A 24,191-nucleotide genomic window follows, 5' to 3' on the forward strand; every position below is an offset into this window, starting at 1 on the left:
CATGGGATTTTTTATAGCAATTTCATTTTAAACAAACACTGAAACTCATTTAAACAGAAGAGGAAAGCACCATGATTAAAGGTCTAGCAATCACACCGCCTATTCTAGGGCGAATCAGTATTGGCAAGGTTGTCGAAAAGAACGGTAAACGTCTACCTGAAAAAGATGACCAATTCACCATTACCAGTCAAATCCAAAATAAAGACAGTGGTTGGGTGAAACATCCACTGGATGAACAGCTTCGAGCCAAAGCACCCAATCAAAAACTCCGTTCAATCCCAGTCCGTATGATCTTCAATGATCCAGAGCTTAACTTGAGGGCTGAGTACACTCTATTTGACCGTCAGACAGGACGTCCTATGTGTGTAGGCAATGGGGAAACCTGTCAACGATTGACCCATCAAGGGGTTGAGCAACATCCCTGTCCATCTCCTGATCTATGCCCAATGGCACAAGGAGGAAACTGTAAACCTTATGGGCGTCTGCATGTCAATTTAGATGAATCGGATGAACTTGGTACATTCATCTTTAGAACCACGGGTTTTAACAGCATACGAACCTTGGCGGCACGACTGAGTTACTACCATGCGGCATCGAATGGCTTGCTTTCATGCCTACCTCTGCAACTCACTTTAAGAGGCAAGTCCACCACTCAAAGCTACCGTACACCTGTGTATTACGTCGATTTAACCCTACGTGATGGCGTCAACCTTCAACAAGCCATTCAAACAGCTAAGGACATTGATCAACAAAGCAAAGCTTTTGGCTTTAATCAACATGCTTTAGATCAGATGGCGAGGCAGGGTTATGGCAATGCACGGTTTGAGATGGATTCAGAGGAGGGGCTGGATTTGGTTGAAGAGTTTTATACAGATGAACTTGTTGAGTCTGAACAAGTACAGCCTAACTCAAAAGCTAAAGCAAAGCATAAGTTCCATCAGGGGGAGGGTTTTGTACAGGATATTCAGAAGGGATTGCAGCAGAATGTAAGGGCTGTGAATTAGATGGAGTTGGACGAGATTGGACTCAGTAAAATTTTATTGGACTGACCTATTATCTGAGCGAATACACGCTCGCATCAATGATCAGGAGTCAACATCATGAATGCGTTCACAGGTCAAACTTTTCAGATGAATCAGATTATTAATATTAATGAAGTAATTGAATTTACAAGTATTAGTCGAGCAAAAATTTATGAAATGATAAAAGTAGATTCAAAGTACTATGACCCAACTTTTCCAAAGCCAGTTCGCTTAAGTGAGTCGCGTATTGGTTGGGTGGCTTTAGAAGTTCATCAATGGATTGAAGGTAAGATACAAAGCCGATAAGTATGGGAGCGAATGCTCCCTTATTTTTTTGTTTTTTAGTAGAATAAAATCAGATATTCGTTAACAAGCCAGCTATGAAAACAATAGATTATTATAATCAACATGCAGACACATTTGTGGCGTCAACTTTTTATGTAGAGATGGAAGAAATATATCAGCCGTTTGTAAGGTACTTGCCTGATGGAGGCAATATTTTGGATCTAGGCTGTGGTTCGGGTCGTGATAGTCTAGCTTTTAAAAAATTGGGCTACCAAGTCGAAGCGATTGATTATTCAGAAGAACTCGTTACAAAGGTGAGAGAACTCACGGGAATTAATGTAAGGCAGCAAAACTTCTATGAATTGTCTGAATTGAATCAGTATGATGGTATTTGGGCATGTGCTTCACTATTACATTGTGAAAGAAAGCGCTTGCCTGAGGTACTGGAAAAAATACTAAAAGCATTAAAAGTTAATGGTATCTGCTATACGTCATTTAAATATGGTGCGGGAGACCGTTACAAGGATGGAAGACAATTTACAGATATGGATGAATCACAAGCACAGAGCTTATTAAAAAAATTTGATAATATTTTACTGTTACAACAATGGATTACCATTGATAAGCGTCCCGATCATAATGAAGATTGGCTTAATATCGTATTTCAAAAACAAAATTGAATAAATAATGTCAGTATCTATACCTACACCACAGCAGCAACTTAAGTTTCTGAAACAGATACAGCAAATTTTACATTCAGGAAGTTTTTCTTCCACTTATAAATTTGCTTTATTGATGAGCCTTTCCCGCTTGGCGGTTGAACAGGGTAACGATACTGGAGAAAACTTAACTTTAGACTATATGGATATTGCAGAAAAATTTATAGATTTATACTGGAAGCAGACTCTTCCATTTCATTTTAATGAAAATGAACCATTCCTATTACAACAGAATAATGGCAAGCAAGCAGGAATTATTAGCTTAATTCATACTGCCCAACAAAGTTATAAATCCCTTGCCTTAGCCAGACGAGATCATGTCTACTGGCTGAAATTGAAAAAGAAAGTCGCAGATATCGTAAAAAAGATGCCTGTCACATACCTACAAAACTTGAAAGGTCAAAATGTTGAGTTTTTATATCGTTTAGAAGATTCTCAAAAACAACTTATACTTTTGCCAAAAGTCATGTATTGCTTACGTCAATTCAATGAAATTATTGAAGAATTATGCCAGAAAAAATGGGTTGATTTTGTAAGATTGAATAAAGGTAATATATTGGTTTTAGATGGTTTACCTGATTTGGCTAAATTCATGTTTGAACCAAACCGGAATCAACTTCGTCAAGTAGGAGAATTCCTAGTTGACCTACAAGCATGTAGATGCTTTTACTGTCAAAAGCCAATTAAACACAATAAGTGGGCTGTAGATCATTTTATACCGTGGGCCATGTATCCAGCAGATACAGGACATAATTTTGTGCTTGCAGATGACAAGTGTAATTCAGCTAAAAGTGATTTCTTGGCGTCAAAAGAGTTTTTGTTGCAGTGGCAAGAAAGAAATAAGAACTTTAATTACCTGATTATAGAGCAGGTATCAAAGCTTGGATTTCTGACAGATATGGAAAGATCGCATAGTGTTGCGAGCTGGGCCTATCGGCAGGCCGAAGAGAATGGGTATTTATTGTGGACAAATAAGTCCTAAGCATTTACATAAATTTAGAGTATCTATCTATAAGTAGTTGATGGTCATGAAATTCTAAAAAGGGTTTAAGGGCTAAGTAAATTTCTTCTTTTAATTTGATATCTATCCATGAATCATCAAGATAGATACATTCACCCATGGCTCTGAAAATAATTTCAATTTCATGATTATTCATTAAAAAGATCTCTTCTTCTACTCTACCTCTAAGCGCATTAAGAAGTTCCTCAAAATTTGAGAATTCTTCATTATAAAAATCAAGCTTTGAAGAGATATAAGAAAAATAGCCTTTTGCATTTTCGACCAAAGAAATCAGACAAAGATATAGTTGTGAAATCTCATTCGTAGTGAAATAGGCACGGCTACTTTTGGGGGAAATATAAAAAGCTTGCAAGATCTCGATTGTTTTTAATACACCTAAACTTCGATAGTAATGATCTTTGAGTAACGCAAATTTACGAATATCCCTCATGAAACCAAAGTCCTTTAGATCTTTTAAATTTCTGATTTTTCTTGAGTAACTAAAGTAGGAAAAAAAGTTCTTCTTTTTATTCCAATTAATAGCTTCAGGAATAAGTTTCTCAGTTATCCATTCAAAAGAAGTTTGACAAGGCCACCATTGTTCTTCGGATACAGGGATTTTGCTAAGGGGTGGTTCCCATAACAAGGTAAGTTCATCTTTATCGTTGATATCTTCAATATTTTCTGCCCAAAACATACCGTGATAAACATCTTCTACAGGTTTATATTTCTCACCAGTATATAGTTGTATGAAATTTCGAGATGCTGAAAATATGTGCCATTCAGTGTTTCCGTTATCTACATCATGAACGTTCGTAAACTTAATCATCAGGTCCCAAATTTGTTTGGGCAATGTACATAAAGCAACATATGTTCGACCGTTCCATGAAATAAAAGGAAAATTATAAGCTTTCCATATGGCTTCAATTTTTTGTATTGCCCTGAGGTATGCGATAGTAAGATTGTCTGCGACTTCTGTAATTTGTTGAACAACTTCGATTGGTAGATTAAAACGACAGTTTTGTAAGTCTATAACTTCAGATTGATTTGATGGGTTATCAATATAAAATGGTCTATACCGAGAGCTGATGGGTTGTCCTGAGTTCCCTAAGAAATTTTCTAACAACCATTTGTTTTCTAGAATAACACTTACCCCATGAGCATCATGCGTTTTGACCGTAATAGTGGCAGAGCCAACATGGTTTTGTGTAGGTAATAAAGCCGAAATTTCAATCCACTTTTTTTTAATTTTCCAATTGCCATCCTCAAAAAAGGATTCGTCAAAATCTGAATAATTTAATGAAGAGAAATCAAGAAGTTCTTTAGCCGCTTCTCGATTATTTTCATCAGGATCAATTAACGCTTTATGTAATGTCTCAATAAAGTGAGTTCTAAGCATCCATTCATTGTAAAACTGGCTTTCTGGCGCCATTGGAAAGAATTTGCTGACAATATCCGGATAAGGTTGTGATTTTATTGTTAGCGTTACACCAGTCCATAGTTCTGCTTCAATTCCTAGGCTATGCAGTACATGATGAATTTCATCCCATTTTTTTCGAATATTTCTTGTCACCTCTGACTGTGCAAGGATAAGTACATACTTTTTTATATTAGGGATTAAATCATTTTTTTTGAGTTTTTTTATCGTGTTGTCTAATTCTTGAATTGATAATTTTTTCCAGCACTTGCATTCAAATACGGCTAGTTGTGTAGGGGATTTTACAAGATTGGCACATATATCAAGTCCACCTTGGTAATATCCATTACCTTCTATTCGATGCACATTTGTCAATTCTTTATCTTTGCAGAGTAACCATTCGCAATATTGTTCAAATTGATCACTTGAGAGTTGTGAGAACGGTAAAGTCGTAGCATCAAATGGAATGTAATTTTTCATAAAGGGCAATTTGATAATTTATAAAGCCATTTTAAAATCTTATTTATGCTAAAGCGATGATAAGTTAATTAGAAACTAATAAATTATTTTCATATTTGAGCTAAATTGATTTGTTGTGAAATATCAAAAAAAAAAGCGAGTTGATCACTTATACTTACAGTCTTTGAATTTAATGTTTTTATAGTTATGACCTTGTTAGACCTGAAAGATCTTGAAATCCACTTATGGGAAGCAGCACATATCATCACAGGTCCGATCGATGCGTCTGACTATAAAACTTATATCTTCCCGATTCTTTTCTTTAAACGTATTTGTGACGTTTATGATGAAGAGCTAGAGCAGGCAATTAAAGAAACTGGTGGTGATGCTGAAATGGCTAAAGCACCAATGTTCCATCGAATTGATATTCCAGACGGTTGTCATTGGGAAGATGTGATCGCCCATACACAAGATGTGGGTTACCATTTAAAAGAAGCCTTTAATAAAATCGAACAGGCCAATGAAAACTTATATGGCATTTTTGGTGATGCGAGTTGGACTAATAAAGAACGCTTATCAGATGAGCTTCTTACTACTTTACTAGGTCATTTTAATAAATATCACCTAGGTGTCAGTAAAGTCCGTAATGATGATATGGGCCGTGCGTATGAATATTTGATTAAACGCTTTGCCGATAAGGCCAATAAAAAAGCGGGTGAATTCTATACACCACGTTCAATTGTACGTTTACTAGTGAATATCTTAGATCCAAAAGCTGGCGAAAGTGTATATGACCCGGCTTGCGGTACGGGCGGTATGCTATTAGAAACAATTCACCATGTAACAGAAAATGGCGGTGATCCACGTTCACTCAAGCTAAAAGGCCAGGAAAAAAACCTAACGACTGAAGCGATTGCTCGTATGAACTTGTTCCTACATGGACAAGAAGAATTTCAAATTGTACGTGGTGATACCTTACTTGAACCTAAATTCCTGCAAAATGATCAGCTTGAACAGTTTGACTGCGTGATTGCCAATCCTCCATTTAGTTTAAAAGAGTGGGGATATAACAAGTGGTCGTCTGATCCATACGCACGTAATGTTTATATGGTTGAAGAGTCTGATCCAATGCCGGAACAGTCATTAGAAACCAAGCTTGTGCGTAAATCATTCTTAGCACCAAAAACCAACGGCGACTTTGCTTGGATTCAGCATATGTTGGCTTCAGTTAAAGAAAAAGGCCGTATGGCGGTTGTATTACCCCACGGCGTACTTTTCCGTGGTGGTTCAGAGTTAGAAATTCGTAAACAGCTTCTTTTATCTAATCAGCTTGAAGCAGTAATTGGTGTTGCACAAAACTTGTTTTATGGAACAGGTATTGCTGCTTGTATTCTTGTACTTAGTAAAGATAGAAAGCCAACTCAGCAAAAAAATGGAACTGAGCTCAATGCACCCGTGCTATTTATTAATGCGGAAGAGATTTTTACTAAAGGCCGTGCGCAGAATACGCTGAGCAATGAGCAATCTGACGAGATTTATGATCTTTATATTAAAGCCAAAGAAGAAAACCAAGAGATAATAGGCCAATCTCGGTGGGTGCCATTTGCTGAAATTGAAGAGAATGAATTCAACTTAAATATTGCGCGTTATGTTCAAAAACCTTTAGTGCAAGAAACCATGACATTGGAGCAGGCTTTAAGTGACTTTACTGCAAAAATGACTGAGTTAGAAAAAGCTGAACAAGAGTTAGAAGTGTTATTAAAAGCCCAAGGCTTTAAAATTAAGGATGTAGGTTAAGTCAGATGGCAAGTGAAAACGCAAAATTAGAAGATCTGCTATGGGGTGCTGCTGAGTTCTTACGTGGGCAAATTGATGCTTCAGACTATAAACAGTATGTCTTCCCATTATTATTCTTTAAACGTCTATCAGATGTTTATGATGATGAACTGGCAGATGCACGAGCGGAAATGGGTACAGATGATTTATTTGATGCGGAATATTTCCATCGGTTTCAAATTCCTGTTGAAGCAAGTTGGCAAAGAGTCAAAGAAACCTCTGAAGATGTTGGGAAGGCGATTCAAACAGCATTACGTACTATTGAAGCACGAAATGGACGCCTAGCGGGGGTATTTGGTGATGCGCAATGGACCAATAAAGAGCGTCTACCAGATCATTTACTGAAAGACCTGATTGGGCACTTTAGTAAGATTGATTTAGGCTTACATAAGGTCAAGCAAGATGATCTTGGTCAAGCCTATGAATACCTGATTAAGAAATTTGCCGATGACTCTGGCCATACAGCGGCGGAATTTTATACCAACCGTACTGTCGTACACTTTATGACACGTATCATGGAGTTAAAACCAGGCGAAACAGCTTACGATCCAACCTGTGGTACTGGTGGGATGTTGCTCAATGCTGTGATGGATTTGCGTGAGAACGGCGAAGAATGGCGTAGCGTGAAGCTCTATGGTCAAGAGGTGAATTTACTAACCTCTGCTATTGCACGTATGAACATGTTTTTACATGACATTGAAGAGTTTGATATACGCCGTGGTGATACTTTAGGTGAGCCAAAGTTCATTGAAAATGATCAGCTTAAGCAGTTTGATGTGATTTTGGCTAACCCGCCATATTCGATTAAAAAATGGGATCGCAAGAAATTCTCATCAGATCCCTTTCATCGCAACATGTATGGCATACCGCCACAAGGCTGTGCCGATTATGGTTTCTATACGCACATTATTAAGAGTTTAAACCCAGAAACAGGTCGTGGCGCTATGTTATGGCCGCACGGGGTGCTGTTCCGTGATTCTGAGTTTGAAATTCGTAAGCAAGTGATTGAGTCAGACATTATTGATGCAGTGATTGGTTTAGGTCCAAACCTATTCTATAACTCGCCAATGGAGTCTTGTATTGTAGTGTTACGGGCGAAAAAGCCTGCGGAACGTCAGAACAAGATTTTGTTTATTAATGGTGTAGAGCATGTGACTCGTGAGCGTGCACATAGCCGTCTTTCTGAAAAAGATTTGGCCGTTTTGGTTGATGCTTATTTAAAGCCAGAAGAGAGTGCCATTGCGCGTTTGGTGGACTTAGATGAAGTTCGTCAGAACAATCATAACTTGTCTATTCCGCTCTATATCTCGTTGAAGAAAGAGCAAGAAACGCTATCTATGGATCAGCTTTTGGATGATTGGGTAGATAACCGTAAACAGTTAAAAAATTTAGTCGCAGATTTGATGAAAGATTTAAAAAGTTTAGATGTTCAGTCAGTGGAGCAAGATGTATGAGTACTGATGTGAATATGGAATATCAAGAAGTAAAGTTTGGTGATATTTGTCGTGAAGTGAAATTAACGACGAAAGATCCGATTGCTGATGGCTACGATAAATATATTGGCTTAGAGCATTTGGATTCAGGATCTTTAAAAATTAAACGTTGGGGATTGATTGCTGAAGATAATCCGACATTTACGCGTGTGTTTAAAAAAGGACATATCCTAATTGGTAAACGCCGTCCTTATCTTAAAAAGGCCGCTATTGCCGAATTTGATGGTATCTGTAGTGGGGATATTATTGTTGTCGATAAAAAGGATAATGTTGTTGATAATATAATAATTTTATTAATTATTCATAACGATAGATTCTGGGAACATGCAGTACAGACATCATCAGGTTCCTTATCACCACGTACTAAATTTTCATTATTAAGTGATTTTATAGTTTCACTTAAGTCAATTGATGCTCAAAAAAGTATTCTGGATTTATACGAGTCTTATGAGAAAATTGATAAAGCGCATGATGATCTAATAGCTTCAATTTACAATCTCAAAAACAACATCGTTCATAAATGTCTAATTGGTGATTATGAAAAATTTAGTTGTGAAGAGTTTAGTATAAGTAATAAAAAGCTGAAAGATCTTATTAGTATTAATTATGGGAAATCGCCATTAGGCATTAAAAAAGATAATGGTGAATATCCTATTTTAGGATCAAGTGGTGTTGTTGGTTATTCTGATGAGTATTTAGTTGATTCAGATGAGCTCATCTTGTTAGGTCGGAAAGGTACGATTGATAAACCAATTTATTTTAAAGGTGCATGCTGGCCAATTGATACAACTTTCTACTGTTTAAGTAAAAAAAGTGAAATATTAAATTTAAAGTGGCTTTTCTTTGTTCTAGAAGGTGTTGATCTTCGATCATTGAATGAAGGTTCTGGGGTGCCTTCATTGTCTAGAACTACATTGGAAAAAATTGACATTTCAGTACCTGATAAATTTGTTCAAGATGTTATTGTTAATCTTCTTGAAAAAATTGAAGCAGTAGAAACTATGTCATTAAATAAAATTATAAATGTTTTGAACATACTAAAAAACATTTAAATTTATCTAGAGGGTATATTGCATTGTTTAATGAAGCAAATGGACCAGAAGAAGCAATTGTCCAAAAACTGCAAAATTTAGATGGGGTAAAGTGGGAGTTCGTATCGGGGGGGACCATTCCCAAGCATACGCAGGATGTATTGGTTGATCCTTGGCTCAAGCAGGCGTTAATGAAACTCAACCCTGCGATCCAAGCCAATCCAGACTATGCAGACGAAGTCATCTATAAACTACGTGCAGTGTTTATAGAGGCGAAACACACTGGTTTAGTCAAAGCCAATGAAAGCTTTTATGAATGGCTCAAAGCTGAAAAATCATTACCTTTTGGTGAGAATGGTGAGCATGTCACCATTCATATGATTGACTATAATAATCTTGAAAATAACCATTATGTCATTTCTAGACAGGTACATTTCATTGCTACGACAGAAGCATACTTTGATATTGTCCTGTATGTGAATGGCATACCCTTGGTTGTGGGGGAAGTGAAGACTGCAACCCGTCCAGCAATAAGCTGGGAAGACGGCGCTGCTGATTTCTGTGGTGGAACAAAAAATTATTGGAATAATGTTGCTCCTTTTTTTGTACCTAACTTACTGTGCTTTGCTTCAGAAGGGAAAACATTTGCCTACGGCGCAATCAACGCACGCTTAAAAGATTGGGGCCCATGGCATAAAACCGAACAACGAGATGAAATTTTACCAGGAATGGCATCTGTACTCGAAAGTGCAGCAGGCTTACTCAATCCAAATACATTGTTAAAGCTACTGCAATCATTCACGCTATATTCTTCGGTAAAAATTGGTAAGAACTTAGCACCGACAAAAATTAAAATTCTGCCACGTTACCCACAGTTTGAAGCAGCTTCACAAATTGTAGACCGTGTAAAAGCAGGCTATCCAAAGAAAGGCTTGATTTGGCATTTCCAAGGTTCAGGTAAATCATTACTTATGCTGTACGCAGCGCAAATGCTACGTGCAGATGCAAAGCTTAAGAATCCGACTGTATTGGTGGTAGTAGACCGTAAAGACTTAGATGGTCAAATCAATGACACCTTTGGTGGTGCAGATATTAAAAATCTAGTACCTGTACAAAGCTGTAAAAAGCTTGGTCAGCATATTGAACAGGACAGTCGTGGCATTCTCATTACCACCATCTTTAAATTCCAAGATGTTGAGATTGAACAAGACAATGCCAAAGGCTTAAATGACCGAAGTAATATCATTGTGCTTGTGGATGAAGCACACCGTACTCAGGAAGGCTCACTGGGTGAGAAAATGCGTTGGGCTTTACCAAATGCGTTCTTCTTTGGTTTAACAGGTACACCAATTTCAGGATTAGAAAAGAATACCTTCAAGCTCTTCGGTGCAGAAGAGGATGAAGGTCGCTATATGAATAAATATAGCTATAAACAGTCTATCCGTGACGCTGCAACTAATCCTGTAAAGTTTGAACCTCGCTTGGCTGAGCTCCGTGTAGATCGTGAAACGATAGATGCTGAGTTTGAGAAATTAGCCAAAGAAAATGATTTAAGTGAAGAACAAAAAGCACAACTTTCACGCCGTGCGGGTAAATTAGCACTTATGCTTAAAGCACCTAAACGCATGGCACGTATTAGTGAAGATATAGTTGAGCACTTTAACGCACATGTCAGACCAAAAAAGCTTAAAGCGATGGTCGTGGTCTATGATCGTGATGCGTGTGTGCAAATGTACTACTTACTGAAAGAGAAGCTCGGTAAAGATAGTATTGAAGTCATTATGAATGTAGACCGTGCCCCAATTGAAGTGACTGATGGAAATAAGAACGGAAAGCTTAATAAAGACTGGCGCCGTTGGAAAGAAGAGCTCAAGTTATCAATTGAAAAAGATGATTTCGAACGTTGGCAAAAAATTGATGCTGATAGTCAAACGCAAAAAGATATTTTAGAGGGATATAAAGATTCAGAAAACCCTTTACAAATTATTATTGTGACGGCGAAATTGCTTACAGGTTTCGATGCGCCAATCTGCTATTGCATGTATTTAGATAAACCTCTTCGAGATCATACTTTACTTCAGGCAATGTGCCGAACCAACCGTCTATATGAAAAAGACGGATTTAAAAAAGAAATGGGTTTAATTGTTGATTATCTTGGTGTATTTGAAAATTTACGTACGGCGCTTGCTTATGATCCTGAAGATATTGATAAGGTGGTTGAAGCGATTGAGAGCTTTAAAGAGTTATTCCAACCTGCTTTGCAAAAATGTCTAGATTTTTTTCCAGGAGTAGATCGGACATTAGAGGGTTTTGAAGGCATTATGGCTGCACAGGAATGTCTACCTAACAATGAAAAACGAGATAACTTTGCTCGTGCCTTTGGTGTAGTGAATAAACTGTGGACGGCAATTTACCCAGATAACTTTTTAAATCCACATCGACAAGATTTCAAATGGCTTGCGCAGATTTATGAAAGTTTTCGTCCTGCAACTGGTACGGGCTCATTAATCTGGGCAGCACTTGGACCACAAGTGATACAGATGATTCATGAAAATACAGATGTAAACCGTATTCGTGATGATATTAGCTCGCTGACCATGGATGAACATGCAATCTTTACGTTTACTGAAAAAGAGCAAGAGCGTAAAGCAAGACAGCTTGAAATCAATTTGCTTGGCCGCTTACGTGGTCATGATGATCCACGTTTTGTGAAACTTGGTGAGCGTTTAGAAAAATTGCGCCAAGACTATGAAGCAGGTGTAATTAAAGCAATTGACTGGTTGAAAGGCTTGCTTGAAACAGCCAAAGAAACGGTTCAGGCTGAGCGTGAAACAGGGGAAGTACCTATTACTGAATTAGATAATAAAGAAGCATTAACAAAGCTATTTATTGAGACTCGTCCAGAAAAAACTCCAGATATCATTCGTCAGATTGTTGAGCAGATTGATGAAATTGTTAAAGTCACACGATTTGATGGCTGGCAGACTTCAGTGAGTGGTCCACGTGAAGTGCAAAAAGCATTGATCATTACGTTGAATAAGTTTGGTTTAGGGAAAGATAAAGAGCTTTTTGATAAGGCTTATGGGTATATAAAAGAGCATTACTGAGATGGAATTCAAAGTTTTAAATCGTAGTACATGGTTGCCTACAGAAGGTAGAAATACTGCTTATCTTAAAATAGATAATTGGAATGATTATTCATACTTCACATTATTCCAAGTAAAAGTATTTGATAAAAATGGAATAGGCTATGAACTTGGGGATGTGAAAATTGCTTATAAGGGGCAAGATGAAGGAAGTGCTAATGCAACGTCTCAAAAAATTGATAATCATTTTCTGGAGCTTTCAGAAGACTATTTCTCTCTAGGACAAAGTACTGAATACTATAAAAAGTTGAGTAGCATGCCTAAAGAAACAAGAACAAGTTACTTAAAAGGCATAAATGACTTGGTTGCTTCCCCAGAACTGATTCCAATAATTGAAGATGAGAAAGTTTTTGGAACTTCGTTATTAAGAGACGTATACATAGCTTCAATTAGAGGGAAATTTAAAAGTATCTTAGATGGAAACAATGAACCTACCCCGTTCCAATTTCATTTCATTCGTGATGAAAATGAGAGGATGAGTGGAATTGAATTATATTTTGATGTGGGAGTCGATACGAAACCTCCAACAAATATTCATGCACTTATAGGTCGTAATGGCGTGGGTAAAACCACAGTATTAAATGATATTATTTCATCTATTAGAGACTCTGAAAATAATCAACGATGCCGAATAGAGCCTCTAGATCATAGATATAATTCGAATGATAAAGATTATTTTAGCTCATTAATTTCGGTATCTTTTAGCGCATTTGACCCATTTATGCCTCCAGCTGAGCAGTCTGATCCTGCAAAAGGAACGTGTTATTTTTATTTAGGTCTAAAAAAACCAGGTGATGATGAACAGCTATTGGGTTTTAAAGAATTGAGAATCGAATGCATTCGATCTCTGATGAATTGCTTTGCACATCAAGATAAAGCTGAAAGATGGATGACAGTTATTCAAAAACTATCATCAGATAAAAATTTTGCTGAAATGAATTTAGGAAATTTAAAGGAATTTTATCAAGATCTAGCACAGAGTTACCGTATTAATGACAGGTCTGATTCTGTTGAATATGTAGAAAAAAAACAACGAATGAAACAAGAATATGAAGACCATGTTTTAAGTATTTTAAAACGTATGAGCTCGGGACATTCAGTCGTATTTATGACAATCACAAGACTGATTGAAAAAGTTGATGAGCGTTCTCTAGTGTTATTGGATGAGCCAGAAAGCCATTTACATCCACCTTTATTGTCGGCATTTATACGAGCTTTATCTGATCTTTTAAAATCTAGAAATGCTATAGCACTAATTGCAACTCATTCTCCGGTAGTTCTTCAAGAAGTTCCGCGAGCTTGTGTTTGGAAATTATTTAGACATGGTAAAAGTATGCAGATTGATTTACCAAAAATAGAAACGTTTGGTGAAAGTGTAAGTGATTTAACTACCGAAGTTTTTGGACTGGAAGTTACAACTTCAGGATTTCATAGTTTACTTCAAGAGGCTATCGATGAAGGAAAGAGCTATCAAGAAATTATTACGGAATTTGATAATCAGATTGGTTTTGAAGGCCGAGCCTTACTAAAAGTAATGATTACTGAAAGGGATAGAGGTGATCAATAATGAAAAGATTAACTAAGCCGGATCACAACTATAATGATGTAATTGATTTATGTATTGAAGGAATCGCGGATACTCAAAATATAAAATCGAGAATTAAAGCTAATAAGGGAAATCTACTTTTAGACGCAAATTTATATGATGCTGGGGTTAATCAGGGGATAATTTATACTTATCTGCCATTAATCAGATTTCATGATGCAATATGCATTAGAAGTACTAAAGATGATTATGAGAAATTATATACGCAATATTTTGTGCCTAAAGCTAAAAAAGTAAGAGTAATCTACGATGCAATATTAGCGTCTGCGAAAGGTGATTGTCCTTTTTGTGGCGGTATTGGGGATCCGGCCACTCTAGATCATTTTTTACCTAAAGCAGAATTTCCTCAATTTAGTATATATCCTTCAAACCTTGTACCATCTTGTCGAGATTGTAATATGGGGGAAAAGAAAGTTGGATATGCAAAAACTGATGAAGAGCAAACGATACATCCATATCTGGACAAACCAATATTTTTTGAAGAGCAGTGGATAACAGCAAATTACATTTCAGGTTCAAGTTTCGATGAGCCTGGCGAATTCCAATATTACGTCAATGCTCCAGATGATTGGAGTGAAGTTGATAAGAAAAGAGCTGATAAATATTTTAATGATTTCAATTTATCGAGTAGGTATGCTAAACAGGCTACGGCATCATTGCGATCTAAACTAAGATCAATTAAGCGAGAAATGGACCAAGGTATTAGTATTCAGGAAATTATTAGTGAGGTAATTCAGCCTGATATTGATGATGCACCTTTTGTAAACTATTGGGAGGTAGGGATGTGCGATGGATTGATTAAATATTTAAACCAAAAGAAAATTGTTGAAATTATATAATTATTAGTTGATTTAACCTAGTATTAGAAGCATAAATTTTTAAAGAATCTGCTATATTCTCTTAATAACCAATAATTTAAAATTTTTAGGGTAGAACATGGCTAAATATAATCCATCACTTACTATTGAATTATATAAAGTAAATAAATTTGAACATAAACAACCGTTAGAGGAAGTTTTCAAGGTTATTGAAAGAGATTCCCTAGAAACGCGTTCAAGACTGATCAAGCAAGTTAGTATAAGACTTGATAAAATCAACCAGCCTACAGAGGATAAGCCATATTGGCTTCTTAATTTTAGCAGAATATTAAATGTTGCTCCTGGGCAGCGAAGTAAAGATGATCAAATTAAAGATATTGAATTAGACGAAGGTCATGACTTTGCAGAAGAAACAGCAGTTTTATACATCCCTCAAAGCGAATATATTTTAATTCAATATGCTCATCACGGTCCAAGAGTAAGTGCAATTAATGAGTATTTAAATATCTATATTCAAGATGTGAATGAAACCCCAAAACAATATGAATTTTTAGTGAAATTAAAACCAGATGCTGAAGCACGGTTGGATAATAAAGATATATTAACAGAGTTGGAAATTAAAATTCATCCCAATCAAATGACCTCCGCAATGAGGCAAGAAGGAAAAACATTGGCTCAGGCTATAGACACTGTTGGAAAATTAAACCCCAAAAGTGTCTATTTAAAAATCTCAGCAAAGCCTGAAGATGGTTTAATTAAAAATGGTATTAAAAAATTTCTAAAAATGATTGCAAGAGATGGTATTGCCTCTACTGTCAGGGCAACAGGTTTTGATGATGGTAGTGATACTCCTGAAACTGTTGATTTAATTAAAGATCGAGAGAAAAAAGTCTTTAAAAATGTACCTTTAAGTTCTAATAAAAGATGGTCTGAGGCCGTGCGATACGAACATCTTGAAAAAGCGTACAATGGATGGAAGAAAATACTCTTAGGTTCTTAATAATGAGCATATTCTCTGGTTTAAATCGTGAAAGATATGGCCCTATAGTATTAGCATTAGCTGCCTTTACTATTTGTATGGCCGTATATTTAAAATATGATTTATCTTTAACATCATGTTTTACAGATAAGAAAGCTGAGTTTTTATCTGTTGGCATTAGTTTAGGAGCAATTTGGGCTGGGTTTATTGGTGTCATTATGGGTTTATTTATGACACTAAGTAATACTGATATTTTAGAAAAATTGAAAGATTCTGGTTATATTAATGAATTACATAGCTATCTAATTAGTTCTATCAAGGGTTCTATACTTTTTTCTATGATTTCGTTTACGGGCTTTTTCTTTTTAAAAAGTAACTTTGAATATTATTTTTGTATATGGCTGGGAAGTATTGCTTATGCTGGAATGACTTTTCTCCGTGCCGCAAATATCTCTTATAATATTATGAAGAAAGTACATGAATAATTTTGCAAGGCTTAAATAATTTAAAATTACTAACCTGGCCTAGTAAGTATTTAAAAAATAATTCAAATTGAAACTCTACTTCCAGTTCTAAACAATTCTTTATATTTGCTTACTTTCTTAACCCGTCAATAAAATTAGCCCATTCCTGCATCATTTTTATTCTATATTCGAGGTGCTGCGCATGGTTATATGCTTGAGATACAGCATTACCAACAGTATGCGCTAGCTGTATTTCAATAGCATCATGCATATAGCCTTGCTCATGTAATGTTGTTGATGCAAGTCCGCGGAAACCATGACCTGTCATTTTACCTGTATAACCCATAGTACGAATAGCGCTTAAAAGAGCATTATTACTTAATGGTTTGGCAGTGCTGTGATTATAAAAAACAAATTGTTTGTTACCTGTAAGTGGCTGTAGCGCTTGAATGAGTTCAATAGCTTGTTTTGATAAAGGAACAATATGTGGTAAAGCCATTTTCATTTTATATGCAGGAATTCTCCATAACTGATTCTCAAAATCAATCTCATTCCACTCCATGTTAATGAGCTCAGCAGTTCTTACAAAAGTTAAAGTCATTACTTGTAAGGCAGTTTTAACCAGAATATTACCGTGATAATGATCCATCCTTTCTAAGAAAGGGGGAAACTCGGAAATATCTAAGCGAGCCATGTGCTTCACTTTACGAGGCTTGAGAGCTTCTTGAAGGTGAGGGGTTGGATCATTCTCAATTAGACCTTTACGTATCGCATAACGGAAAATACGTCCAGCTAAAGGAATAGATCGTTTAGCCATCTCCTGAGCACCACGTGCTTCAATTTGCTTAGCGCAAGCAAGGACATCTTTCCCTTTAATCTGATCAATAGGCATATGTCCTAACGCAGGAAAAAGGTCTTTTTCAAATACAGATAGGTCACGTAAATATGTACCTTCTTTAATAACAGCCTTACGATCCTCTATCCATTCCATAGCAAGCGCTTTGAAAAGAATGCTTTCATCAGCTTGTTGCTTCTTCTGCTTTTTCTCTTCATTGGGATTGATTCCGTCTTTAAGCTTTAATCGTGCTTCATCTCTAGCACGGCGAGCCTGTGCAAGCGTAGTTTGAGGGTATGTACCAATACTGAAGATATTTTCTTTACCATTCAAACGAAACTTCATTCGCCAATGCATTCCTCCAGAAGGAGTGACTTCTAGATACATGCCTTTTTCATCAGAGTATTTAGTTTTCTTTTCTAAAGGTTTTATTTTTCTGACTTGAGCATCTGTAAGCATGGCAATAAATCCACAGAATTGGGGGTATAATTTTAGGGGTAAAATATTATACCCCCAGTTATACCCCCAACTACATCAAGCTTGCAATAGATTAAGTAGATTGTATGAGACGTAAAAAAAGCTTAAACCCTTTAGATTTAAGCTTTTCTAGACCTTATGAGATTTCATAAGAATTGAATTTGGCGGTGAAAGAGGGATTCGAACCCTCGAAACGCTATAAACGTTTACACACTTTCCAGGCGTGCTCCTTCAGCCACTCGGACACTTCACCATGGCGGAGGATAATATCGAAAAACATAGCCATCGACAAGGTGAAACAATTGAATTCGAGCAAAAGTTTTAGCTCAATGATATGATTCGCAAAAATAGTGTCGATAATTGAAGACAAGCTTATGCAAAGTACTGCAAAAAAAGCCGCCTTGCCTGCGATGACCTTGGCAGCATTAGGGGTCGTGTTCGGGGATATTGGAACCAGTCCACTCTATGCATTGAAAGAATCCTTCCACGCTGCACATGGCTTGGGCATCACCCCTGCAAACGTATTGGGTATTTTGTCCATTATCTTCTGGACCATGACTATGGTCATTACCATTAAATATTCTGCAATTGTCATGCGTGCAGATAACAATGGTGAAGGCGGGATTATGGCTTTGCTTGCACTCAATTTGCGCAATACCAATTTTAGCCATCGGAAAAAATTACTGTTAATTTCGATTGGCTTTATTGGGGCTTCACTATTTTTTGGGGATGGGATCATCACCCCAGCCATTTCAGTCTTGTCTGCCGTAGAAGGCTTATCCATCGCAACCGATGCACTTGACCCTTATATTGTGCCGATTGCGATTAGCATCGTCACTGCTGTATTTGTCATGCAAAAGTATGGGACAGCCTTTGTTGGTAAGTTCTTTGGCCCACTGACCTTGTTGTGGTTCTTCTCTCTCGGTATTCTTGGGATTTCGAGTATTATTCAAACGCCTTTGGTTTTGGGCATGCTGAGCCCACATTGGGCATTTCAGTTTATCGTGACCAACCCTTTAATGGCCTTTTTCATTATGGGTGCGGTAGTGTTGACCGTCACAGGTGGCGAAGCCCTGTACGCAGATATGGGACATTTTGGTCCTGTGCCGATTCGTTTGGCTTGGTTTATTGTGGTTTTGCCGTGTTTACTGCTCAATTATGCAGGACAAGGTGCATTGCTCTTGCGTGATCCGACTGCGATTGAAAATCCATTTTACCTGTTGGTGCCAGAGTGGGGCTTGTACCCAATGATCTTCTTGGCCACTATGGCCGCCGTTATTGCTTCACAGGCCGTAATTTCGGGGGTTTTCTCTTTAGCGCGTCAGGCCATTCAATTGGGTTATTTACCACGTTTAAATGTGAAGCATACTTCAGATTCGGAACAGGGGCAGATTTATGTACCTTTACTGAACTGGATATTGTTGGCATCGATTATTGTCTTAATTTTAATCTTCCAAACCAGCTCACAGCTTTCGCATGCCTATGGTCTAGCGGTCACCATGACCATGTTGTGCGATACCTTATTGATTGCGGTATTTATTCGTTATACATGGAAATGGAGCATGCCAAAATTGGTGCTGCTGATTATTCCATTCCTTGTTTTAGATTTGGTCTTGGTGAGTGCGACCTCACTTAAAGTATTATCGGGCGGTTGGGTTCCATTGCTGATTGGCGGTATTGCATTCATGTTATTAATGACATGGAAACAAGGTCGCGAGTTAACCTTTGCCAAGCTTCAGCAAGATACATTGCCACTCGATTTATTTGTACAAAGTATTGGTGATCAAGCCAATTGGGTTGAAGGCGAGGCGGTCTTTTTAACAGGAACGCCAACCGTTGTGCCACATGCGATGTTGCACAATATGAAGCACAATAAAGTACTGCATCAAAAGAACATCATTCTCACCGTTAAAATTCAAGATGTTCCTTATGTGGAAGAGTCCAATCGCTTCCATGTTGAAACCATGAATCAGCATTTTTATCGTCTTGAATTGTACTATGGCTTTAAAGATGAAATGAACATTCCACAAGCACTTGAAGCGGTGTATCAAGCGATTGATTTGGAATATAACTTAATGCAGATCAGCTTCTTTGTATCGCGTGAACGAATTATCAGTACCGTGGGTGATGGTATGGCGCCGTGGCGTGAAAAGCTCTTTATCTCAATGCAACGGAATACCAGTCCTGTGAGTGACTTCTATCAGATTCCACCTAACCGTGTGGTTGAGCTCGGTAGTCAGATCGAGATTTAAAACCTCAATAAAAAAAACCAGCATATATGCTGGTTTTTTTTGGAGGATAAATCAGCTGAAGTCTTAGTTCATTGGATCATTTACAGGTGCTTCAGGCATCGCTTGGACAGGCTGTTCTGCTGAAGCATCAGGAAGTGCTTGAGCAGGAGCATTTGGTGATGGCAGTGAATCAGGCTCAACCGCATTGACAGGTGCCTCTGCTGATGAATCTAATTGCGGTGCAGCAGCTGGGGCAGCATTCATGTCTGTATTTGTCGTGGGTGTGACAGCATCATTTAACGCCGCTTCAGCTTGTTGTGCTGAGAGTTCTGCATTTGGTGCCAGCGGATGTTGCTCTGTTGGAGTCGCAGCGACTTGTTGTTGCGCTGTGGTATCAGGTGCGGCCTGTTGAACAGGGGCTTCACTCTGTGGTGATGTTGGCATCACTGCTTGGTCATTGGGTGCACCTTGGCCCGTTGGGCTGACAGGTGCTGCATTTGGATCAAGTAATTTAATTTGCCCTGAGCTTACGAGTTCTTGAATAGAACCCGGTTGACCATTAACAGTAGTCGTGACTTTGGCTTGAGAGAGACTTTCTAAGGTGTCACCCGGTTGGATAGGGGGCTCGGCGAAGGCAGAAGCACTTATCACTGTGCCGATTAAACCAAGAGAAGCTAAAATCTTAGAATGCATAAGAACTCCGTAAATTGCATGTATTATTTCGTTCGATTCATTTTTACCTTGGCATATTTTTTGAAGCGACAGCAATCAAAGATACGCAATCGCATCACGTTGCCGTAGAAAAACTCTACAAAAAAGACATTTTGTTACATGCAAAATCATCTAAATATGGCGTTTTGTTTAATTGTTATGCGAATAGAACTCGAGCGATATACTTCGTATACGCTGATTGTTAAGCTCGTGAAAAACCGATGTTTATTGTAGTTGTGATGGCGAAGAAGAAAAGTAGTTCAGGTAAGTCAGTCTTTAACATGTTTAATCAAAATGGCCTGAAAGTGATTTTAGGATTGGTGGCAACGGGAAGTTTTGCGATTGCCTTTGGTCAAGAAAAAATTCAGCAATACGTGTCTTTAAGCCCAAGCTCAAATTCAGCCTGTTTAGAACAATTTTATCGGGAAATTCCACCTTATTTACTCAAAGAAAGTTTAAGTAAACACAGCTATGCACTGTGCTTTAACGGTTTTAATGTGATGTATTCGGGCGTTTCGAAAACACCTCTCTGGGTTGCAGAGGCCCTGACGCCGCAGCGCCTGAGCCAAAAAATTCCACGTGAAGATAGTTTTCATGAAGAAAATAATGTTGCAACCGAACATCGAGCGACATTGTCGGACTACCGTGGTTCAGGCTATGACCGTGGACATATGGCACCGAATGCTGATATGCCCAACAAAGCCGCACAATTCGACAGTTTTTCTTTGGCCAATATGGTGCCACAGGCCCCTAAAAATAATCAGCAAGTGTGGCGTGAATTGGAAGAAGCCACACGGGCGCTTGTGACCAAGCAAAAGCTGGATGTTTTTGTGGTAACTGGGCCTGTATTTCAGGGCAAAAAGCTCAAGACCATTGGTCAGGGAGTGATTGTTCCGAGTGCGGTTTACAAAGCTGTCTATATGCCAAAAACGGGTGCAATCGGCGCTTATTACGCACCGAATGATAATTCACAGCAAGTAAGAATTGTCAGTGTCTGCTATTTGGAAGAGCAGTTGGGTGTGAATTTATTTCCGCAACTGACAGAAGAGCAAAAACGTAATACCTATAAACTACCGTTGACAGCAACGGCGGTAAAAGCCAATAGTGCAATTCAATACTCACATTGGGATGCGGAAAGTCAGTGTGCAGAAGAGGTTTCATCCGAGCAGCTCAAAGCCTTACAAAAAAACTTTAAATCGGGCTCTACTCAGTCGACTAGTGGTAGCACAGTCACAAAGGGCACGGGTATTGATGCGGCGGATCAAGATGCGATTGTGAAACAATTGGTCGACGCCTTATTGCAATATATTTTGCAGCTGTTACGTTAAAGTTCTAGGCAGTTGGATGTATAGCATTCGACTACATCACCCGCTGTTTGAAGAATAAAGAAGAGTAAAAATAAAATGTTTAAACCTTTTGTACAAGGTAACGAGTCCCATGCCATTCATGATTTGACCCTTGAAAATGACACGGACTGCGTCAGTATTTATGGCAATTTACAACTCACCAAAGACCAAGCCGGTTTAGCTGCGGCCAAAGCATTGCAGGCGTATCTGAATGCCATTGTGCAACAGCTTGAAAGTGAAGCTCAGCTTCCTGAGAAAATTGAACATCCGCAGTCGGGTGAAATTGACAATCCATTTTTATAACATACGCCTATCTATGTTCCATGTGGAACAATAAGAAAAGCCCACAGATTGTGGGCTTTTTTATTTAATGGATAGAGAAAAAATTAATCCTCTTTTTCTAAAATTTTATAAATAATAGCGCCGATAATGGCACCGACAATCGGAGCAACCCAGAACAACCAGAGTTGACTTAACGCGGCTGTTTCAGCAAATATTGCAACACCTGTACTTCGTGCAGGGTTAACCGAGGTGTTGGTCACAGGAATACTGATCAGGTGAATCAAGGTTAGGGCTAAACCAATCGCAATCGGTGCGAAACCAGCAGGCGCACGTTTATCTGTGGCACCCATAATTACGATCAAGAACATTGCGGTCAGTACAATTTCAATCATTAAAGCGGAGATTAAGGAGTATTTTCCTGGTGACAGTTCGGCATAACCATTGGTCGCAAAGCCTCCTGTACCAGCAAAACCCGCTTGTCCTTGGACAATCAGGTATAACACCCAAGCGGCTAAAACTGCTCCGACCACTTGGGAGACCACATAAGGGATCAGATCTTTGGTATCAAAGCGTCCACCGACCCATAAGCCGACACTGACCGCAGGGTTAAAGTGACCGCCAGAGATATGTCCAAGTGCAAAGGCACCCGTTAAAACGGTTAAACCAAAGGCAAGCGCAACGCCAAGAAAGCCGATGCCCAACTCAGGAAAAGCTGCTGCAAAAATGGCACTGCCACAGCCTCCGAAGACCAACCAAAACGTTCCGATGAATTCAGCAAGATATTTATTCATAATGCGCCTTTTGTAGTTATTGATGTTTTATTCGCGTAGAACTTTATATTTAACGAGAAAATGCTCGTTTTTCAATCAATTTAACAAAAAAAGCATGACATCCTGATGACGTGGATCAAACAGATCAGATTTTAGTGAAAATGCTGAATACGCCACTGCTGAGGTGTGACTTGGGTCCAGTGTTTAAAGGCACGTTGAAAAGCACTTTGTTCAGAGTAACTCAGCAACAGTGCAATTTCCTGTAAGCTGAGGTGTGGATCTTTTAAGTATTGCTCCGCCAAGATACGTCGGACTTCTTGCATCCGCTGTTGGTAGGTCGTGCCTTGTTGTTGTAAGTAACGTTGTAGCTGTCGGACTGAAAAATTCAGTTGCCGAGCAATATGTTCAATTTGATATTGGTTTTTTTGTAGGCCCGTTAAAATCGCATGCTGTAAGCGCTGGTCGATGTGAGTAGAGTTGGGAAGTTTTTCCAGTAAGGCTTCGGCTTGTTGTAAGAGCAGTTTTTGCAGAGTTTGATCACCTTGCTGAAAGGGCATGGATAATTCGCTGAGGGGAATCATCATCATCGGCCGGCTTTGAGAGAAGCGAACTTTACAATTAAAGTACTGCTCATACAGGGCCGTGTTTTTCGGTGCAGAGTGAGTAAAATGAACCTCGCTGAGCTGGATGTCATCATGGGCGACAAAGTGCTTCATAAACTGAATGATCAGCGCCATTGCCACTTCATTGCTGAGTTGTGTGGTCAGTTCAATTGGCATCTCCACCCAACCAAAGCATAGATTTTCACCTTCAACTGCAACATATAGAGAGCTGCCATCATAAATGAGACGGTGAAAGTCATGATAACGGGTGAGCGCCTCGCCTAAATTTTCGCAGGACAGCGCAATATAACCCAAAATGCCTAAATGCTTGGGCTGTACATACTTTGCAATCTCAAGTCCGAGCGCAGGGATGTGCAGGTGGCTGTCAAGATCATTCAGTAACTCTAACCACAGGGCATAATCAAAACGTTCTAAGTTCTGTGCTTTTCCAAGCTGTTCAGAAATTGGGTAGCCCACGGCTTGGCAATAGGCATAGAGTAAATGTCCCAGTCCACCGTAGACAGAACCTGTGTAATCTTTGAAATGTTGCATTTATTGGCTCTATTGTTCTTGTCGTAATTTGTCAATGAATTTGAATACTAGGGTCAATATTTAGCATAGTTTCCACATTATATTCAATCTGAATATAGGAGGAATTTGCC

General features: G+C 38.3%; 20 protein-coding genes and 1 tRNA gene. 15 read left to right on the plus strand and 6 right to left on the minus strand.

Annotated elements, in window-relative coordinates:
- Positions 1–71: 71 nt before the first annotated feature.
- The 4 genes from JZ787_RS06725 to JZ787_RS06740 all read left to right on the plus strand — a co-directional run bounded on the left by JZ787_RS06725 (position 72) and on the right by JZ787_RS06740 (position 3,008).
- Positions 72–1,004: a hydrolase or metal-binding protein gene (locus JZ787_RS06725; protein ID WP_346311980.1), complete on the plus strand. Its 933-nt coding sequence runs from the start codon at positions 72–74 to the stop codon at positions 1,002–1,004.
- 96 nt (positions 1,005–1,100) lie between these two features.
- On the plus strand, positions 1,101–1,328 hold the full coding sequence (locus JZ787_RS06730; RefSeq protein ID WP_279702017.1) for an AlpA family phage regulatory protein: 228 nt from the start codon (positions 1,101–1,103) through the stop codon (positions 1,326–1,328).
- A 74-nt stretch (positions 1,329–1,402) separates the two neighbouring features.
- Entirely contained in the window at positions 1,403–1,987 is a 585-nt protein-coding gene (locus tag JZ787_RS06735) for a class I SAM-dependent methyltransferase (RefSeq protein ID WP_346311981.1), read from the plus strand.
- A gap of 7 nt (positions 1,988–1,994) precedes the next feature.
- Complete coding sequence (locus JZ787_RS06740) at positions 1,995–3,008, plus strand: HNH endonuclease signature motif containing protein (RefSeq protein WP_346311982.1); 1,014 nt, start codon at positions 1,995–1,997, stop codon at positions 3,006–3,008.
- A 4-nt stretch (positions 3,009–3,012) separates the two neighbouring features.
- Here JZ787_RS06740 and JZ787_RS06745 read toward each other — a convergent pair whose 3' ends face one another.
- Positions 3,013–4,923 carry a hypothetical protein gene (locus tag JZ787_RS06745; protein ID WP_346311983.1) on the minus strand — a complete coding sequence of 637 codons (1,911 nt, stop codon included), beginning with the start codon at positions 4,921–4,923 and terminating at the stop codon, positions 3,013–3,015.
- A gap of 186 nt (positions 4,924–5,109) precedes the next feature.
- Between JZ787_RS06745 and JZ787_RS06750 the strand changes: the two genes are divergently transcribed.
- The 8 genes from JZ787_RS06750 (at position 5,110) to JZ787_RS06785 (ending at position 16,296) form a co-directional block, all read left to right on the plus strand.
- Positions 5,110–6,699: a class I SAM-dependent DNA methyltransferase gene (locus JZ787_RS06750; protein ID WP_346311984.1), complete on the plus strand. Its 1,590-nt coding sequence runs from the start codon at positions 5,110–5,112 to the stop codon at positions 6,697–6,699.
- Positions 6,700–6,704: 5 nt separating this feature from the next.
- Positions 6,705–8,192, plus strand: a complete 1,488-nt coding sequence (locus tag JZ787_RS06755; protein ID WP_346311985.1) for a class I SAM-dependent DNA methyltransferase — start codon at positions 6,705–6,707, stop codon at positions 8,190–8,192.
- Positions 8,189–9,283, plus strand: a complete 1,095-nt coding sequence (locus tag JZ787_RS06760) for a restriction endonuclease subunit S (protein WP_346311986.1) — start codon at positions 8,189–8,191, stop codon at positions 9,281–9,283. The genes JZ787_RS06755 and JZ787_RS06760 overlap by 4 nt, the downstream gene beginning before the upstream one ends.
- Positions 9,284–9,306: 23 nt before the next feature.
- The gene (locus tag JZ787_RS06765; protein WP_346311987.1) at positions 9,307–12,369 is read left to right on the plus strand and encodes an HsdR family type I site-specific deoxyribonuclease; all 3,063 of its coding nucleotides are present in this window, start codon (positions 9,307–9,309) and stop codon (positions 12,367–12,369) included.
- A gap of 1 nt (position 12,370) precedes the next feature.
- Positions 12,371–13,975 carry an AAA family ATPase gene (locus JZ787_RS06770; protein ID WP_346311988.1) on the plus strand — a complete coding sequence of 535 codons (1,605 nt, stop codon included), beginning with the start codon at positions 12,371–12,373 and terminating at the stop codon, positions 13,973–13,975.
- On the plus strand, positions 13,975–14,853 hold the full coding sequence (locus tag JZ787_RS06775; protein ID WP_346311989.1) for an HNH endonuclease signature motif containing protein: 879 nt from the start codon (positions 13,975–13,977) through the stop codon (positions 14,851–14,853). The genes JZ787_RS06770 and JZ787_RS06775 overlap by 1 nt, the downstream gene beginning before the upstream one ends.
- Before the next feature lie 97 nt (positions 14,854–14,950).
- Positions 14,951–15,832 carry a DUF6731 family protein gene (locus JZ787_RS06780; protein WP_346311990.1) on the plus strand — a complete coding sequence of 294 codons (882 nt, stop codon included), beginning with the start codon at positions 14,951–14,953 and terminating at the stop codon, positions 15,830–15,832.
- Positions 15,833–15,834: 2 nt separating this feature from the next.
- Entirely contained in the window at positions 15,835–16,296 is a 462-nt protein-coding gene (locus tag JZ787_RS06785; RefSeq protein ID WP_346311991.1) for a hypothetical protein, read from the plus strand.
- A gap of 109 nt (positions 16,297–16,405) precedes the next feature.
- Here JZ787_RS06785 and JZ787_RS06790 read toward each other — a convergent pair whose 3' ends face one another.
- Positions 16,406–17,569 (minus strand): integrase arm-type DNA-binding domain-containing protein, encoded by a 1,164-nt coding sequence (locus JZ787_RS06790; protein WP_346311992.1) that lies wholly within the window; start codon positions 17,567–17,569, stop codon positions 16,406–16,408.
- Positions 17,570–17,749: 180 nt separating this feature from the next.
- A tRNA-Ser gene (locus JZ787_RS06795) sits at positions 17,750–17,840 on the minus strand.
- Between the two features lie 121 nt (positions 17,841–17,961).
- Here JZ787_RS06795 and JZ787_RS06800 point away from each other — a divergent pair.
- Positions 17,962–19,839, plus strand: a complete 1,878-nt coding sequence (locus JZ787_RS06800) for a potassium transporter Kup (RefSeq protein WP_339422047.1) — start codon at positions 17,962–17,964, stop codon at positions 19,837–19,839.
- A gap of 63 nt (positions 19,840–19,902) precedes the next feature.
- Here JZ787_RS06800 and JZ787_RS06805 read toward each other — a convergent pair whose 3' ends face one another.
- Complete coding sequence (locus JZ787_RS06805; RefSeq protein WP_346311993.1) at positions 19,903–20,511, minus strand: hypothetical protein; 609 nt, start codon at positions 20,509–20,511, stop codon at positions 19,903–19,905.
- 257 nt (positions 20,512–20,768) lie between these two features.
- Here JZ787_RS06805 and JZ787_RS06810 point away from each other — a divergent pair, with 257 nt between their 5' ends.
- Both JZ787_RS06810 and JZ787_RS06815 read left to right on the plus strand, forming a co-directional pair.
- Positions 20,769–21,857, plus strand: coding sequence for a DNA/RNA non-specific endonuclease (locus JZ787_RS06810; protein ID WP_346312068.1), 1,089 nt, complete (start codon positions 20,769–20,771; stop codon positions 21,855–21,857).
- A gap of 75 nt (positions 21,858–21,932) precedes the next feature.
- On the plus strand, positions 21,933–22,178 hold the full coding sequence (locus tag JZ787_RS06815; RefSeq protein WP_005006328.1) for a hypothetical protein: 246 nt from the start codon (positions 21,933–21,935) through the stop codon (positions 22,176–22,178).
- An 83-nt stretch (positions 22,179–22,261) separates the two neighbouring features.
- Here JZ787_RS06815 and aqpZ read toward each other — a convergent pair whose 3' ends face one another.
- Positions 22,262–22,948: an aquaporin Z gene (aqpZ, locus tag JZ787_RS06820; protein ID WP_087011827.1), complete on the minus strand. Its 687-nt coding sequence runs from the start codon at positions 22,946–22,948 to the stop codon at positions 22,262–22,264.
- Positions 22,949–23,079: 131 nt separating this feature from the next.
- Positions 23,080–24,081 (minus strand): AraC family transcriptional regulator, encoded by a 1,002-nt coding sequence (locus tag JZ787_RS06825; protein WP_168158695.1) that lies wholly within the window; start codon positions 24,079–24,081, stop codon positions 23,080–23,082.
- Positions 24,082–24,191 lie beyond the last annotated feature (110 nt).

The organism is Acinetobacter sp. BWR-L5, from assembly GCF_039655985.1.
Taxonomy (GTDB): Bacteria; Pseudomonadota; Gammaproteobacteria; order Pseudomonadales; family Moraxellaceae; genus Acinetobacter; species Acinetobacter johnsonii.

Coding starts and splice junctions, on each gene's coding strand:
- JZ787_RS06740 (WP_346311982.1), top strand. CDS start 1,995: ATGTCAGTATCTATACCTACACCACAGCAGCAACTTAAGTTTCTGAAA.
- JZ787_RS06800 (WP_339422047.1), top strand. CDS start 17,962: ATGCAAAGTACTGCAAAAAAAGCCGCCTTGCCTGCGATGACCTTGGCA.
- JZ787_RS06750 (WP_346311984.1), top strand. CDS start 5,110: ATGACCTTGTTAGACCTGAAAGATCTTGAAATCCACTTATGGGAAGCA.
- JZ787_RS06725 (WP_346311980.1), top strand. CDS start 72: ATGATTAAAGGTCTAGCAATCACACCGCCTATTCTAGGGCGAATCAGT.
- JZ787_RS06780 (WP_346311990.1), top strand. CDS start 14,951: ATGGCTAAATATAATCCATCACTTACTATTGAATTATATAAAGTAAAT.
- JZ787_RS06810 (WP_346312068.1), top strand. CDS start 20,769: ATGGCGAAGAAGAAAAGTAGTTCAGGTAAGTCAGTCTTTAACATGTTT.
- JZ787_RS06730 (WP_279702017.1), top strand. CDS start 1,101: ATGAATGCGTTCACAGGTCAAACTTTTCAGATGAATCAGATTATTAAT.
- aqpZ (WP_087011827.1), bottom strand. CDS start 22,948: ATGAATAAATATCTTGCTGAATTCATCGGAACGTTTTGGTTGGTCTTC.
- JZ787_RS06735 (WP_346311981.1), top strand. CDS start 1,403: ATGAAAACAATAGATTATTATAATCAACATGCAGACACATTTGTGGCG.
- JZ787_RS06755 (WP_346311985.1), top strand. CDS start 6,705: ATGGCAAGTGAAAACGCAAAATTAGAAGATCTGCTATGGGGTGCTGCT.
- JZ787_RS06805 (WP_346311993.1), bottom strand. CDS start 20,511: ATGCATTCTAAGATTTTAGCTTCTCTTGGTTTAATCGGCACAGTGATA.
- JZ787_RS06815 (WP_005006328.1), top strand. CDS start 21,933: ATGTTTAAACCTTTTGTACAAGGTAACGAGTCCCATGCCATTCATGAT.
- JZ787_RS06825 (WP_168158695.1), bottom strand. CDS start 24,081: ATGCAACATTTCAAAGATTACACAGGTTCTGTCTACGGTGGACTGGGA.
- JZ787_RS06775 (WP_346311989.1), top strand. CDS start 13,975: ATGAAAAGATTAACTAAGCCGGATCACAACTATAATGATGTAATTGAT.
- JZ787_RS06785 (WP_346311991.1), top strand. CDS start 15,835: ATGAGCATATTCTCTGGTTTAAATCGTGAAAGATATGGCCCTATAGTA.
- JZ787_RS06770 (WP_346311988.1), top strand. CDS start 12,371: ATGGAATTCAAAGTTTTAAATCGTAGTACATGGTTGCCTACAGAAGGT.
- JZ787_RS06745 (WP_346311983.1), bottom strand. CDS start 4,923: ATGAAAAATTACATTCCATTTGATGCTACGACTTTACCGTTCTCACAA.
- JZ787_RS06790 (WP_346311992.1), bottom strand. CDS start 17,569: ATGCTTACAGATGCTCAAGTCAGAAAAATAAAACCTTTAGAAAAGAAA.
- JZ787_RS06760 (WP_346311986.1), top strand. CDS start 8,189: ATGAGTACTGATGTGAATATGGAATATCAAGAAGTAAAGTTTGGTGAT.